9 protein-coding genes and 3 pseudogenes are annotated in these 14873 nt (G+C 56.3%); 8 read left to right on the plus strand and 4 right to left on the minus strand.

What is annotated here, in order from left to right; genetic code table 11:
* Positions 1 to 198 (minus strand): annotated as a pseudogene (locus tag Q1Y74_RS11220) (hypothetical protein); the annotation flags it as partial.
* A 448-nt stretch (positions 199 to 646) separates the two neighbouring features.
* Here Q1Y74_RS11220 and pyrH point away from each other — a divergent pair.
* The 3 genes and pseudogenes from pyrH to rsgA all read left to right on the plus strand — a co-directional run bounded on the left by pyrH (position 647) and on the right by rsgA (position 3828).
* Positions 647 to 1329, plus strand: a pseudogene (pyrH, locus tag Q1Y74_RS11225) (UMP kinase).
* Positions 1330 to 2208: 879 nt separating this feature from the next.
* On the plus strand, positions 2209 to 2769 hold the full coding sequence (gene frr / locus Q1Y74_RS11230; RefSeq protein WP_300814420.1) for a ribosome recycling factor: 561 nt from the start codon (positions 2209 to 2211) through the stop codon (positions 2767 to 2769).
* A gap of 126 nt (positions 2770 to 2895) precedes the next feature.
* Positions 2896 to 3828, plus strand: a complete 933-nt coding sequence (rsgA, locus tag Q1Y74_RS11235) for a ribosome small subunit-dependent GTPase A (protein ID WP_300814426.1) — start codon at positions 2896 to 2898, stop codon at positions 3826 to 3828.
* Between the two features lie 10 nt (positions 3829 to 3838).
* Here the strand turns inward: rsgA and Q1Y74_RS11240 are convergent, their stop codons facing one another.
* Complete coding sequence (locus Q1Y74_RS11240; protein ID WP_300814421.1) at positions 3839 to 4192, minus strand: helix-turn-helix domain-containing protein; 354 nt, start codon at positions 4190 to 4192, stop codon at positions 3839 to 3841.
* A gap of 169 nt (positions 4193 to 4361) precedes the next feature.
* Here Q1Y74_RS11240 and Q1Y74_RS11245 point away from each other — a divergent pair.
* The 5 genes and pseudogenes from Q1Y74_RS11245 to pelA all read left to right on the plus strand — a co-directional run bounded on the left by Q1Y74_RS11245 (position 4362) and on the right by pelA (position 11723).
* Positions 4362 to 4765, plus strand: a pseudogene (locus tag Q1Y74_RS11245) (DJ-1/PfpI family protein).
* Positions 4766 to 4972: 207 nt separating this feature from the next.
* Positions 4973 to 6058, plus strand: a complete 1086-nt coding sequence (locus tag Q1Y74_RS11250; protein ID WP_300814422.1) for an efflux RND transporter periplasmic adaptor subunit — start codon at positions 4973 to 4975, stop codon at positions 6056 to 6058.
* 116 nt (positions 6059 to 6174) lie between these two features.
* The gene (locus Q1Y74_RS11255; protein WP_300814423.1) at positions 6175 to 9207 is read left to right on the plus strand and encodes an efflux RND transporter permease subunit; all 3033 of its coding nucleotides are present in this window, start codon (positions 6175 to 6177) and stop codon (positions 9205 to 9207) included.
* Positions 9207 to 10529, plus strand: coding sequence for a TolC family protein (locus Q1Y74_RS11260; RefSeq protein ID WP_300814427.1), 1323 nt, complete (start codon positions 9207 to 9209; stop codon positions 10527 to 10529). The genes Q1Y74_RS11255 and Q1Y74_RS11260 overlap by 1 nt, the downstream gene beginning before the upstream one ends.
* A gap of 90 nt (positions 10530 to 10619) precedes the next feature.
* Positions 10620 to 11723 carry a pectate lyase gene (gene pelA, locus Q1Y74_RS11265; RefSeq protein ID WP_300814424.1) on the plus strand — a complete coding sequence of 368 codons (1104 nt, stop codon included), beginning with the start codon at positions 10620 to 10622 and terminating at the stop codon, positions 11721 to 11723.
* On the opposite strand, the gene Q1Y74_RS11270 is transcribed toward pelA, so the two are convergent.
* Together Q1Y74_RS11270 and Q1Y74_RS11275 are read right to left on the minus strand one after the other, a co-directional pair.
* Entirely contained in the window at positions 11720 to 12874 is a 1155-nt protein-coding gene (locus Q1Y74_RS11270; RefSeq protein ID WP_300814425.1) for an acyltransferase, read from the minus strand. The two genes, pelA and Q1Y74_RS11270, sit on opposite strands and share 4 nt — an antisense overlap.
* Before the next feature lie 347 nt (positions 12875 to 13221).
* Entirely contained in the window at positions 13222 to 14859 is a 1638-nt protein-coding gene (locus Q1Y74_RS11275) for a fumarate hydratase (protein ID WP_300814428.1), read from the minus strand.
* Between the last annotated feature and the right edge of the window lie 14 nt (positions 14860 to 14873).

The raw sequence follows: 14873 nt of genomic DNA on the forward strand, positions 1-14873 counted from the left end.
AATACTGCCGTCGAAGGGAGGAGTAACGTGTACCACCATTTTTCCGTTGAAGTAAGGCTCCAGATCACGAATACAATTGGCTGAAAGGATGAACTGGCGACACTGTACCGTAAAATTCGGCATCGGCACGCCCACGTTGAAGGCCTGTTCTGTCGTCCGGCAGGCCCGCCGCACGCCATCAGCAGCAGGGCCAGACACACACCACAAAGTTCTGTTTTCAATTCCTTCTTACCGAACAATAAAACGCCAAATTCCCAAGTAAAACAATGCCAAACGCCCAAGTGAAACAGCGCCAAACGGCCAAGTAGCTTATATAACTATTAGAATATGAACAGTTTATTTTACCAAGAACAAACTGACATTCTTCAAGCGCAGATGACACAGAGGACGCAGATTTATTGTTTTCGTCTTATACGAGCGATACTTATTACGGGCGAAGCCCACTGAAGGCCGTTTCATCTGCGTCCGAAGAATTCTTCTTACCTCATACAAATGCGGAAATCTGCGTCAATCTGCGTTTAAATTCCACTCAAAAGAAGAACTTGCCTTTTTCGGTACCATCCCGCTGCAATTTCAGCAACCCACCTACACCAGCTCTCGTTTTTTCTTCCTACCTTTGCCCCAAACCGAAAAAACAGAACGAATTATGGCAACGTACAAAAGAATCTTACTGAAGCTCAGTACGGCATCGACGAGAAACGTCTGGCCGAATATGCAGCACAGATTAAGGAAATACACGCGATGGGCGTGCAGATAGGCATCGTCATCGGCGGCGGCAACATCTTCCGCGGACTGAGCGGAGCCTCGAAGGGATTTGACCGCGTGAAGGGCGACCAGATGGGCATGCTGGCTACGGTCATCAACAGCCTGGCGCTGAGCTCGGCACTGGTGGCCGCAGGCGTCAAGGCCCGCGTGCTGACGGCGGTGCGCATGGAGCCCATCGGCGAATTCTACAACAAATGGCGCGCCATCGAGTGCATGGAAGCGGGCGAAGTGGTCATCATGTCTGCCGGAACGGGCAACCCCTTCTTCACCACCGACACCGGCTCGTCGCTGCGCGGCATCGAGATTGAGGCCGACGTGATGCTGAAAGGCACGCGCGTGGACGGCATCTACACCGCCGACCCCGAAAAGGACCCGACGGCCACGAAGTTCCACGACATCACCTACGACGAAGTGCTGCGCCGCGGCCTCAAGGTGATGGACCTCACTGCCACCTGTATGTGCAAGGAGAACAACCTGCCCATCATCGTCTTCGACATGGACACCGTGGGCAACCTGAAGAAGGTCATCGCCGGAGAAGAAATCGGTACGCTGGTGCACAACTGACACCGCCCTCTGTCAGCCGACAGGGCAGCACACACGGATATTCCCAATCCGACCGAACCATCCCAACAGGAAAAGGTAGGTCAAAACCAGGTGACGGTATCTGACTCCCCTCCTTCTGGAAGGAGGGGTGCCCAAAGGGCGGGGTAGTAGGTTTTACGACATTTTGTATATCAATACTTTATGTTTTCGCCTACCACCTCCCCCTTCGGGTACTCCTCCTTCCAGAAGGAGGAGAGCTTCAGATACTTTTGTTTTGACACACCTTCCTCTTTATCATTCTGACACTTTGCATTTCCAACCCGCCGAGAATCCGTTATTTCCGGCCGACAGACCGCCTGCCCGAAAACGCGCAAGCGATTTTCAGCATACGGCTCATGCACAGAAGGATAGCGAAATATTGACAAACGAAATAGAAATAAAGCCCTTCTTTCCGAGGCAAAAAAAACGCTGCTTTCCGAGGCGAAAAGCCATGCCGGCGAACGGCACAAGCATTGTCCGCGGGCCGCACAAGCATTGTGGACGGACCCAACAAGCATTGCGGGCGGGCCGTGCAAGCATTGTACGAGCCGAAAACAAGCCCTTTCCGGGGCTAAAACTGCATATCCATGCGCTTCCGGCCGCATTTTTCTGCATTTTCCGCCTCTATTTCGCCCGCTGCGAACGTAGGGTATGTCAGCCAAGAGGCCGTTTTCGGGAGCAGGAAGAAAGGAAAAGAGGGGAAACGGCTTACACCGTGACTCCACGCTTTTCCCGCCCCGACCGAAGCACAGAAACGCCGCCCGAAGCAAAAAAATCTTCTCTTTGTTGCAAAAAATCGAATAATACGCTACATTTGCTCAACTTATTCAAATCAAACCACCCTATAAAGAACAAAACGATATGAAAGACGTAAAAGACATCTTAGGCGAAGCGCAGGAGAAAATGGACATGGCAGTGATGTATCTGGACGACGCACTGGCCCACATCCGCGCGGGCAAGGCCGACATCCGCCTGCTGGACGGCATCCGTGTGGACTCCTACGGCAGCATGGTGCCCATCAACAACGTGGCAGCCGTGACCACGCCCGACGCACGCAGCATCGCCATCAAGCCGTGGGACAAGAGCATGTTCCGCGTCATCGAGAAAGCCATCATAGACTCCTCGCTGGGCATCATGCCCGAAAACAACGGCGAGATTATCCGCATCGGCATACCGCCCCTGACCGAGGAACGCCGCAAGCAGCTGGCCAAGCAGTGCAAGGGCGAGGGCGAGACAGCCAAGGTGAGCGTGCGCAACGCCCGCCGCGACGCCATCGACCAGCTGAAGAAAGCCGTGAAGGACGGACTGGCCGAAGATGCCCAGAAGGGCGGCGAAGAAAAACTGCAGAAGGTGCACGACAAGTTCATCAAGCAGATTGACGACATGCTGGCCGCCAAGGAGAAAGAAATCATGACGGTATAAGGGAGCCTCTCCCCCTGCCCCTCCCCCAAAGGGAGGGGAGAAATGAACAGCATGAAAAGAACAGAATCCCATAAAGACATCCTTGCTTCCCCCCTCCCTTCCGGGGAGGGGACGGGGGTGAGGCTCATGCGTGGTTTAGTCATCAAAAATACCGGCAGCTGGTACCTCGTCAAGACCGACGAAGGGCCGTGCATCGAATGCAAGGTGAAAGGCAACTTCCGCCTGAAGGGCATCCGCAGCACCAATCCCGTGGCTGTGGGCGACTACGTGCAGATAGTGCAGAACAAAGAGGGGACGGCCTTCATCACCGAGATTGAGGACCGCAAGAACTACATCATCCGCCGCGCCTCGAACCTGTCGAAGCAGTCGCACATCATCGCCTCCAACCTCGACCAGTGCATGCTCATCGTCACCGTCAACTATCCCGAAACCTCCACCACCTTCATCGACCGCTTCCTGGCTTCGGCCGAGGCCTACCGCGTGCCGGTCACCATCCTCTTCAACAAGGTGGACGCCTACGACGAGGACGAGCTGCGCTATCTGGACGGCCTCATCCACCTCTACACCTCCATCGGCTATCCCTGCTTCAAGGTGTCGGCCACGCAAGGGCTGGGCATCGACGCCGTAAAGGCCGAACTGCGGGGACGCGTCACCTTGTTTTCGGGTCATTCGGGCGTGGGCAAGTCAACCCTCATCAACGCCATCCTGCCCGAGGCCGACGCACGGACGGGCGAGATTTCCACAGCCCACAACAAGGGGATGCACACCACCACGTTCTCCGAAATGTATCCCGTTGAGGGCGACGGCTACATCATCGACACGCCGGGCATCAAGGGCTTCGGCACCTTCGACATGGAAGAGGAGGAAATCAGCCATTACTTCCCCGAGATTTTCAAAGCCTCGGCCGACTGCCGCTACGGCAACTGCACCCACCGCCACGAGCCCGGCTGTGCCGTGCTCCGCGCCGTCGAGGAGCACCACATCAGCGAGTCGCGCTACCAGTCCTATCTCAGTATGCTGGAGGACAAGGAGGAAGGCAAGTACCGTTCGGGCTTCTGACGCCACGCCGTTATTTCTCCGGCCGGTTGCGCCTCGACAGAATTTCGTCCTGATGTTCTAACGCCCATGCCACCAGGTTCTCAATGTGGGGCATCAGGCTATAACCGCTTTCAGTCAGTTCATATTCCACCCGCGGAGGCACCTCAGGATAAACCTGCCGGCTCACCAGCCCGTCCGCCTCCAGGTGCCGTAGGGTGACGGTCAACATCCGTTGCGACACATCTCCTATGGACTTCGAGATGTCACTGAAACGCATCGTTCCGTTAGCCTTCAGCGTTATTAGCACCAGCATTGTCCATTTGTCCCCCAGCCTGTCCAGCACGTCGCGCACAGGACAGGCGCCTACATGATGAAAGTTTTTCATTCTTTTTAACTCTTTACAATCCGTTCATATCCAGCAAAAGTTACACGTGTGTAAGTATCTTACAATCAAGTGCCTGCTTGCCACGTAGCAAGTTTCCCGCTACCTTTGTCCGCACAAAAGTAAGAAAGTTACTTTGAATAACCAATGTGCAATTTAAACATTTAAGCTTATGAAAAAAAGAGTAGCAGTATTGGCCGTAAACCCTGTAAACGGCTCGGGCCTGTTCCAGTATCTGGAGGCATTTTACGAAAACGGCATTTCCTACAAAGTGCCATCCCCGTCTTTGCCCAACATGCCGGAGAGCCCCACAATATGATTCTGTTGGAACTGCTGAAAGCCTTCGGTGAGAAAGGGAAAATAATGATTGGACATTGTGCGGCCGCACTCATGTTCGAGAAAGCAGGCATCACGAAAGGAAAGAAAATGGCTGTACATCCGTTGGCAAAGCCTGCCATCGTGAACGGAACAGCCACTGACAATGCCATCGAAACAGACGGCAACTTCTACACGGCTCAAGACGAGAACAAAATTGCATTGCTGCTGCCGTTTGTACTGCCTGTCTTGAAAGAATAGGTTCCTATTGTCTCAATCTTTCCCAACCGACTGCCTCGGCGGGCTACACAATCCCGCCAGGCAGTCCTTTCGAGCCAGAGGCGCACATTCCCCTTTCGTCCCTGTTAATAAAGCATAATCTCCTTTCTTCCTTTTAAACCTTTGCGTAATTTAGAAGCCTAATCGGAAAGGTATATTTTACACCACTAATACTACGACAATAATACCATGAAGAAGAGAGTCAAATGGAGCATCATCGGAGTTGTCGGCGCCGGGCTGATAGGCTGGGGCATCTATTCGCAACTTCCCAAACCCAACGAAGAGTTGGCCGAAGCCGACAAAGTGATGACAAGCGGAAGCAACCGCAGCAAGAAGGCGCTGAACATCAACGCCATCGTTGTGAAACCCACCACACTGACAGACGAAATCCCCATCATAGGCAGCCTGATACCCGACGAGGAAGTGAACCTCTCGTTCGAGACGTCGGGCAAAATCACTGAAATCAACTTTGAGGAAGGCACCACCGTGAAGAAGGGCCAACTGCTGGCCAAGGTGAACGACCGCCCCTTGCAGGCACAGCTGCAACGCCTCGTGGCCCAACTGAAGCTGGCCGAGGACCGCGTGTTCCGCCAGGACGCGCTGCTGAAGCGCGATGCCGTCAGCCAGGAAGCCTACGAGCAGGTAAAGACCGAACTGGCCACGCTGAACGCTGACATTGAGAGCGTGGAGGCGCAGATAGCGCAGACGGAGCTGCGGGCTCCCTTCGACGGCGTCATCGGCCTGCGGCAGGTCAGCGTGGGCGCTTACGCCTCGCCTACGACCATCGTGGCCAAGCTGACCAAGATATCGCCGCTGAAGCTGGAGTTCTCCGTTTCGGAGAGCTACGCCCGCGACATCAAGATAGGCACCCATCTGACCTTTACCCTGGAAGGTTCGCTGGAGACCTACCATGCGCAGGTCTACGCCCGCGAGTCCAGCCTCGACATCAACACGCATACGCTGACCGTGCGCGCCCTCTACCCGAACCCGCACGGCATCATGCCCGGCCGCTATGCCTCCATCACCCTGAGAAAGCAGGAATACAGAAACGCGCTGGCCATCCCGACCGAAGCCATCGTGCCCGAAATGGGTAAGGACAAGGTGTTCCTCTACCGTTCGGGCAAAGCCGAACCCGTAGAGATTACGACCGGCATCCGCACCGAAGCACTGGCACAGGTAGTGCAGGGACTGGCTGCCGGCGACACCGTCATCATCTCGGGTACACAACAGCTTCGTACGGGAATGGAAGTGACCATTGATAGAATTAACAATTAAAACTTAATAATTAATAGTCAGGGACGGAGAAACGGCACCATGACCGCCGCTTCAGCAGAGCCAGTCAATGTCCTTCCCTTTTTTCATTATTAATTATTCCCTATTAACTGACTAACATGAATATATCCGAACTAAGCATACGCCGCCCCGTGTTGTCAACGGTACTGACCATCATCATCCTGCTCTTCGGCTTCATCGGTTATACCTACCTCGGCGTGCGCGAATATCCGTCGGTGGACAATCCCATCATCTCCGTGTCCTGCTCGTACACGGGCGCCAACGCCGACGTCATCGAGAACCAGATAACCGAACCGCTGGAGCAGAACATCAACGGCATCCCCGGCATCCGCTCGCTGACCAGTGTCAGCCAGCAGGGACAGAGCCGCATCACCGTGGAGTTTGAACTGTCCGTCGACCTGGAAACGGCCGCCAACGACGTGCGCGACAAGGTGTCGCGCGCACAGCGCTACCTGCCGCGCGACTGCGACCCGCCCACCGTGTCCAAGGCCGATGCCGACGCCGTGCCCATCCTGATGGTGGCCCTGCAAAGCAACAAGCGTTCGCTGCTGGAACTGAGCGAGATTGCCGACCTCACAGTCAAGGAACAGCTGCAAACCATTTCCGACGTGAGCAGCGTCAGCATCTGGGGTGAGAAGAAGTACTCCATGCGCCTCTGGCTTGACCCCACCAAGATGTCCGGCTACGGCATTACGCCCGTGGACATCAAGGACGCCATCGACCGCGAGAACATTGAACTTCCCTCGGGCAGCATCGAAGGCAACACAACCGAGCTGACCATCCGCACGCTGGGCCTGATGCACACACCCGAAGAGTTCAACAACCTCATCATCAAGGAAGAGAGCAACCGCATCATCCGCTTCAGCGACATAGGCCGTGCCGAACTGGGAGCCGCCGACATAAAAAGCTACATGAAGATGAACGGCGTGCCCATGGTGGGCGTAGTGGTTATCCCCCAACCCGGCGCCAACCACATCCAGATAGCCGACGCCGTCTACGAACGCATGGAACGCATGAAGAAAGACCTGCCCGAGGATGTCACATACAGCTACGGCTTCGACAACACCAAGTTCATCCGCGCCTCCATCAGCGAGGTGGAGAGCACGGTATATGAGGCCTTCGTGCTGGTTATCATCATCATCTTCCTGTTCCTGCGCGACTGGCGCGTGACGCTGGTGCCCTGCATCGTGATTCCCGTATCGCTTATCGGCGCCTTCTTCGTGATGTACGTGGCGGGCTTCTCCATCAACGTGCTGACGATGCTGGCCGTCGTGCTCTCCGTCGGCCTGGTGGTGGACGATGCCATCGTAATGACCGAGAACATCTACGTGCGCATCGAACGCGGCATGCCCCCCAAGGAGGCGGGCATCGAGGGCGCCAAGGAAATCTTCTTTGCCGTCATCTCCACCACCGTGACGCTGGTGGCGGTGTTCTTCCCCATCGTCTTCATGGAGGGAACCACGGGCCGCCTGTTCCGCGAGTTCAGCTTCGTCATCTCGGGTTCCATCATCATCTCGTCGTTTGCCGCGCTCACCTTCACGCCCATGCTGGCCACCAAGCTGCTGAAGCGGCAGGAGCAGAAAAACTGGTTCTACCGCAAGACGGAGCCCTTCTTCGAGGGCCTCAACCGCCTGTACAGCCGCTCGCTGGCAGCCTTCCTGCAGAAGCGGTGGATTGCGCTCGTGGCCACGGCCGTCACCTTCTGCGTCATCGTCGGCCTGTGGAACAGCATTCCCGCCGAAATGGCGCCGCTGGAGGACCGCTCGCAGATAAACATCAACACCATCGGAGCCGAGGGCGTCAGCTACGAATACATACGGGACTACACCGAGCACATCAACGACGTGGTGGACTCCATCATTCCCGACGCAGCGGCGGTGACGGCTCGCGTGTCCAGCGGAAGCGGCAACATCCGCATCACGCTGAAGGACATCCGCGACCGCGACTATTCGCAAATGGAGGTGGCGGAGCGGCTGTCGCAGGCCGTGAAGAAGGAAACGCAGGCGCGCGCCTTCGTGCAGCAGTCCTCGTCCTTCGGCGGACGGCGCGCCAGCATGCCGGTGCAGTACGTACTGCAGGCCACCAACATCGAGAAGCTGCAGGAGGTACTGCCCCGGTTCATGGAGCGCGTCTATGAGAACGAGGTGTTCCAGATGGCGGACGTAGACCTGAAGTTCAGCAAGCCCGAAGCCCGCATCAGCATCAACCGCGACAAGGCAGGCACCATGGGAGTCAGCACCAAGAACATCGCCCAGACCCTGCAATACGGCCTGAGCGGACAACGCATGGGCTACTTCTACATGAACGGAAAGCAATACGAAATCCTCGGCGAAATCAACCGCCAGCAGCGCAACAAGCCCGCCTACCTCGTCGGGCTCTACATCCGCAACGACGCCGGCGAGATGGTACAGCTGGACAACCTGGTGGAGCTGGTCTACGGTACGGCGCCCCCGAAGCTCTACCGCTACAACCGCTTCGTGTCGGCCACCGTCTCGGCCGGACTGGCTGACGGGAAGACCATCGGCGAAGGCCTGGAAGAGATGGACAAGATTGCCGACGAAGTGCTGGACGAAACCTTCCGCACCGCCCTGGCAGGCGACTCGAAGGACTACAGCGAAAGTGCCTCGAGCCTGATGTTTGCCTTCATCCTGGCCATTCTGCTCATCTACCTCATCCTGGCCGCCCAGTTCGAGAGCTTCAAGGACCCGCTCATCATCATGCTCACCGTGCCGCTGGCCATTGCCGGCGCCCTCATCTTCATGTCCTTGGGCGGCATCACGATGAACATCTTCAGCCAGATTGGCATCATCATGCTCATCGGTCTGGTGGCCAAGAACGGTATCCTCATCGTAGAGTTCGCCAACCAGAAGCAGGAGGCAGGTGAGGACAAGCTGCAAGCCATACGCGACGCGTCGCTGCAGCGCCTGCGCCCCATCCTGATGACCAGCGCCTCGACCATCATCGGTCTTATCCCCCTGGCCTTTGCCAGCGGCGAAGGCGCCAACCAGCGTATTGCCATGGGTACGGCCGTGGTGGGAGGCATGCTCGTCTCCACCTTGCTGACGATGTACATCGTACCCGCCATCTACAGTTATATATCGACCAACCGAAGTAAAGAAAAAGAAATATGATCAAACGATTGCTGTTATCACTGACCGCAACTTGCGCCATTCTTGCCGGACAGGCACAAACGGTAGCCACCTATTCGCTCAAGTCCTGCCTGGAACAAGGGCTGCTCAACAACTATTCCCTCCGCATTGTACACAACGAGGAACAAGTGAGCCGCAACAACGCCACCCTGGCCAACGCCGGCGCGCTGCCCACCATAGACCTGACAGGCGGCTATCAGGCTACCATAAACAGTACCGACGCCACCCTGCGGGCAACGGGAGAGACAGAAAGCACACGCGGCGTCCTCGACCAGACCGCCGACCTGGGCATCGACCTCAACTGGACCATCTTCGACGGTTTCAACATCTCCACCAACTACCGCCAACTGAAGCTCCTGCGCGAACAGGGCGAAACCAACACACGCATCGCCCTGGAAGACTTCATTGCCTCGCTCGCTGCCGAATACTACAACTTCATCCAGCAAAAGATACGCATGAAGAACCTCCTCTATGCCGTCCGTCTCTCCAAGGAACGCCTGCGCATCGTTGAGGCACGCTACCACATCGGCAACTTCTCCCGCCTGGACTACCAGCAGGCCAAAGTGGACTTCAACGCCGACAGCGCACAGTACATGAAACAACAGGAGCTGCTCCATACCTCGCGCATCAACCTGAACGAAATGATGGGCATTGAAAACGTAGACCAGTTCATCATGACCCACGACAGCATCATTGACGTCAACAGCGCACTCGACTTCGACGAACTGTGGAACGCCACCCTCACCGTCAACGCCTCCCTGCTCAAAGCCGACCAGAACACCGTGCTGGCGCAGATGGACTACAAGAAGGTCTGCTCGCGCGACTATCCCTACGTGCGCCTCAACGCGGGCTACGGATACACGTTCAACAAATACGACGTCAACAACTACACGCGCCGCAGCAACTTCGGATTCAGCGGCGGCGTCACCATCGGGTTCAACCTCTTCGACGGCAACCGCCGCCGCGAACGCCGCAACGCCTCCATCGCCGTGAAGAACGCACGCCTGCAACGCGACGAACTGGAACTGGCCCTGCGCGCCGACCTGAGCAACCTGTGGCAAGCCTACCGCAACAACCTGGAGATGCTGAACCTGGAACGGCAGAACCTCATCGCCGCCAAAGACAACCACGACATCGCCATGGAGCGCTACATGCTGGGCGACCTGTCCGGTATCGAGATGCGCGAGGCACAGAAGAGCCTGCTCGACGCCGAAGAACGTATTCTTGCCGCCGAGTACGACACCAAGCTCTGCGAGATATCCCTGCTGCAAATCAGCGGAAAAATCACCAAATACCTGGAATAAATACGGATTTTACAACGGATAAAACAATTATTCCACCGCCGACTGGGCCATTCGCCCTACATTTGCCTGCAGAACCAATATCCAACGGACATGAAACAAATCATTGTCGGATGCCTGCTCCTGCTGGGAACGGCATCCCTGCCGGCACAACCGAAGGCCGGACATAAGGAAAATAACAGCTACAAGGAATGGGTCAGAATGGCTCCCAAGCTGGACGATTCCTTCTTCGCCACCCCCGAAGCCGCACGCATCGGCGAAAACGTCCTCCTCTACCAGCAGACCACGGGCGGATGGCCCAAGAACATCTACATGCCATCCGAACTGAGTGCAGAAGAACGCCAAAAGGCACTGAAGAACAAAGACAACATCAACCAAAGCACCATAGACAACAACGCCACCACCACCGAGATACGCTACCTCTCGCGCCTCTATCTGGCAACACAGACGGAACGCTACCGCAATGCCGCCCTCGACGGCATCGGTTACCTGCTACGTGCCCAGTACGACAACGGCGGCTGGCCCCAGTTCTGGCCCCGAAACAAGGGATACTACACCCACATCACCTACAACGACAACGCCATGGTGAACGTGATGAACCTGCTGCGCGACGTAGCCGAAGGCCGGACGCCCTACACCTACGTCCCCGACAGCATCCGCCAACAGGCCCGCCAAGCCTTCGACCGCGGCGTGGAGTGCATCCTCAACACCCAAGTGCGGCAGAACGGCCGCCTCACCGTCTGGTGCGCCCAGCACGACGAACACACGCTGGCACCCGCCAAGGCGCGTGCCTACGAACTGCCATCGCTCAGCGGGGCCGAGTCAGACAACATCGTCCTGCTGCTCATGTCCCTACCACACCCCTCGGAGCGCGTCCGTGCCGCCATAGAGGCAGCCGTGGCCTGGTTCAGACAGGTACAGATTGACGGCCTCCGCCGCGAATACTTCACCGACGAACAGGGACGGCGGGACTACCGCATGGTGCCCTGCACGCCGGACGAGGCATGTGAGCCCCTCTGGGCCCGTTTCTACACGCTGGAAGACAACCGCCCCTTCTTCTGCGACCGCGACGGCATACCCCGCTACGACCTCTCGCAAATAGGCCACGAACGGCGCAACGGCTACAGTTGGTACAACAATGCCGGTACGAAAGTGCTTAAGAAATACGAGCAATGGAAAAAGAAGCAGGATAACTAGCCCAACACCCACCGCGTCTTTTTGCCGAAGTACTTATAGGCCGCAGCCACCAGCAGCCACGACACACCGAACGCCACCAGCGAAGCCAACGGTATCTGCAAGGGAATAGGGACACCAACCGCACGCACCAGCATCACCGAAGGTCCGGTAAAGAAATAGTGTATCATGTAAACTCCGAAGCCACAGAGCGTCAGGTTGGCCAGCGCACGCTGAAGGCGTTCTGAACGTATCCGAATCTGCTTGCAGAGCATGAAGACGGGGATGGTCATCAGTGCCACGTTCAGCGAGCAGTAGGTAAAAAACAACTCCAGCATTTCGTCCGTATAGTCGGGCAAGGAAGTCATGTGCCTGAACCCGACGAACGTCACGGCATAGCCCACCGCGAACATCGGCACCCCGACCAGCAACAGCGTGCGTCCGCTCCAGTCGTGGTGGCGCAGGTAATGGCCTAAAAGCAGATAACCGTTGAATCCGGCAAAGTAGTACAGCATGCCAAACGAATTCCACGAGCACGTGCCCCACAGATACCCGGCCACGAACTCATTATAATAAGGTAAAAGCAACGTCACGCCCCACAAGGCCAGGAAGCCCAGCTTGGTGCGCTCCGAAGCCTGTGCCACCCAAGCCGAAAAGATGGGCAAATACAGATACAAGCCTATCAGCAAATAGATGTACCACATGTGTACATCCAATATGGAGAAGTTGAACGGAATGCCTCCAATGTAGCCCAGACTGACGGCGAACGACTGGCGCATCACATCCTCGCCTGCATAAGGAAAGAAGTCGAGAATCACCTGCGGCTCCACGCCCAGCAGTCCTGTCACCCACGGAAACAGATTATAGACTACCGACCAGATGAGAAACGGAAAGAATACGCGCCCGATGCGCTTCCGGTAGAAAGTCCCGCTACTGCCGCTCACCGGAAGCAACAGGGCACCGGTAATCATCACAAACAGCGGCACACACGGGCGAAGAGCCGCTCCATAGACGGCTCCCCAGAACTTGATTTTTCCGATGTCGGGCGAAGTACCCGGAAAGAAATTGAAAGGATCGGTGCAATGACAGCACACGACGGTGAACATAGCCACCAGCCGGACTACGTCCAACCACACAATACGACCCGTGCCTTGTTGTGAAAGAGATTGTTCCATAACGTCTGTTCTTCATGATTTCAGCGCATAAAGATAGTAAACGATGGCGGTATCTGCCAAACAGTCGCACACAAAAATCCGGCTGAAGCCAACTTTCCCCGTCCGGCACTTCTCCCCCTTCCTGGAGCACTCCACGCAGCCCCTCCGAGAGAAACTTGCATTCCTTTTATGTAACACTTGTACGGCTCACGAACCGTACAAACGTCGCTCAAAGCCCTGTCTGGCACCCCAAAAAAGAGAGCCGCCGGAAGCCTGTCGCAATCAGCAACAGGACTTCCGGCGGCCGTCCGTTTTATGGTTTGCATCAGGCAGACTTCCCCACCGGGAAATCTGCCCGACGATTGTTATTACTTGCAGCAACGGGGCTTCAGTTGCTTGAAGAAGTCGTTACCCTTGTCATCTACGAGGATGAATGCCGGGAAGTCTTCTACTTCAATCTTCCAGATAGCCTCCATGCCCAGTTCGGGATATTCCACGCACTCGATGCTCTTGATGTTGTTCTGTGCCAGGATGGCTGCCGGGCCGCCGATAGATCCGAGATAGAAACCACCATGCTTCTTGCAGGCGTCGGTCACAGCCTGGCTGCGGTTACCCTTGGCCAGCATAATCATGCTACCGTCGTGGCTCTGGAACAGGTCAACGTACGGGTCCATACGTCCGGCAGTCGTCGGTCCCATCGAACCGCAAGCCATGCCCTTCGGAGTCTTGGCGGGTCCGGCGTAGTAGATGGGGTGATCCTTGATGTATTGCGGCAGGTCTTCGCCACGGTCCAGACGCTCTTTCAGCTTAGCGTGGGCAATGTCGCGGCCTACGATGATCGTACCGTTCAGGCTCAGACGGGTAGCAACCGGATATTTGGTCAGCTCCTTCAGGATGTCGGCCATCGGCTGATTCAGATTGATCTTCACAGCATTGCCTTCACCAGCCTGACGCAGTTCCTCGGGAATCAGTTCACCCGGATGGCTGTCCAGCTTCTCAATCCAGATGCCGTCCTTGTTGATTTTGCAACGGATGTTGCGGTCGGCCGAGCACGATACGCCCAGACCAACGGGGCACGATGCGCCGTGACGCGGCAGACGGATGATACGTACGTCGTGGGCATAGTACTTACCACCGAATTGTGCACCCAAGCCGATGTTGTGTGCCTCTTCGAGCACTTTCTTCTCCAGTTCCACGTCGCGGAAAGCACGGCCGTACTCGTTACCCGTCGTAGGCAGGTTGTCGTAGAAACGGGTCGAAGCCAGCTTCACAGTCAGCAGGTTCTTCTCGGCCGACGTACCACCGATGACGAAAGCAATGTGATAGGGCGGACAGGCAGCCGTACCCAGCGTCTTCATCTTCTCAACGAGGAAGGGAACGAGCGTCTCGGGGTTCAGGATGGCTTTCGTCTCCTGATACAGGTAAGTCTTGTTGGCCGAACCGCCACCCTTGGTGACGCACAGGAATTCGTATTCCATGCCTTCGGTAGCCTCGATGTCAATCTGTGCGGGGAGGTTGCACTTGGTGTTCACCTCTTCGTACATGGAAAGCGGAGCGTTCTGCGAGTAACGCAGGTTCTCCTCAGTATATGTCTTGTACACACCCAGTGAAAGGGCTTCTTCGTCGCAGTAGCCTGTCCATACCTGCTGACCTTTCTCGCCGTGGATGATGGCTGTACCGGTGTCCTGGCAGAAGGGAAGCAGTCCCTTGGCAGCCACTTCGGCATTGCGCAGGAAAGTCAGTGCTACATATTTGTCGTTGTCGCTGGCTTCGGGGTCGCTCAAGATTTTGGCCACCTGCTCGTTGTGCGAGCGGCGCAGCATGAACGATACATCGCGGAAAGCGGCATTGGCCATGGCGGTCAGTCCTTCCTTTTCAATCTTCAGGATGGGTTTTCCTTCAAACTCGCTTACAGACACATAGTCCTTCGTAAGCAGATAATACTCAGTCGTATCCTTGCCCTTCTCGAACATGGGCTGATACTTGAACGGAGGTGTTGTTGCCATAATTACTACTTGCT

It is taken from the genome of uncultured Bacteroides sp., assembly GCF_949298305.1.
Lineage (GTDB): Bacteria > Bacteroidota > Bacteroidia > Bacteroidales > Bacteroidaceae > Bacteroides.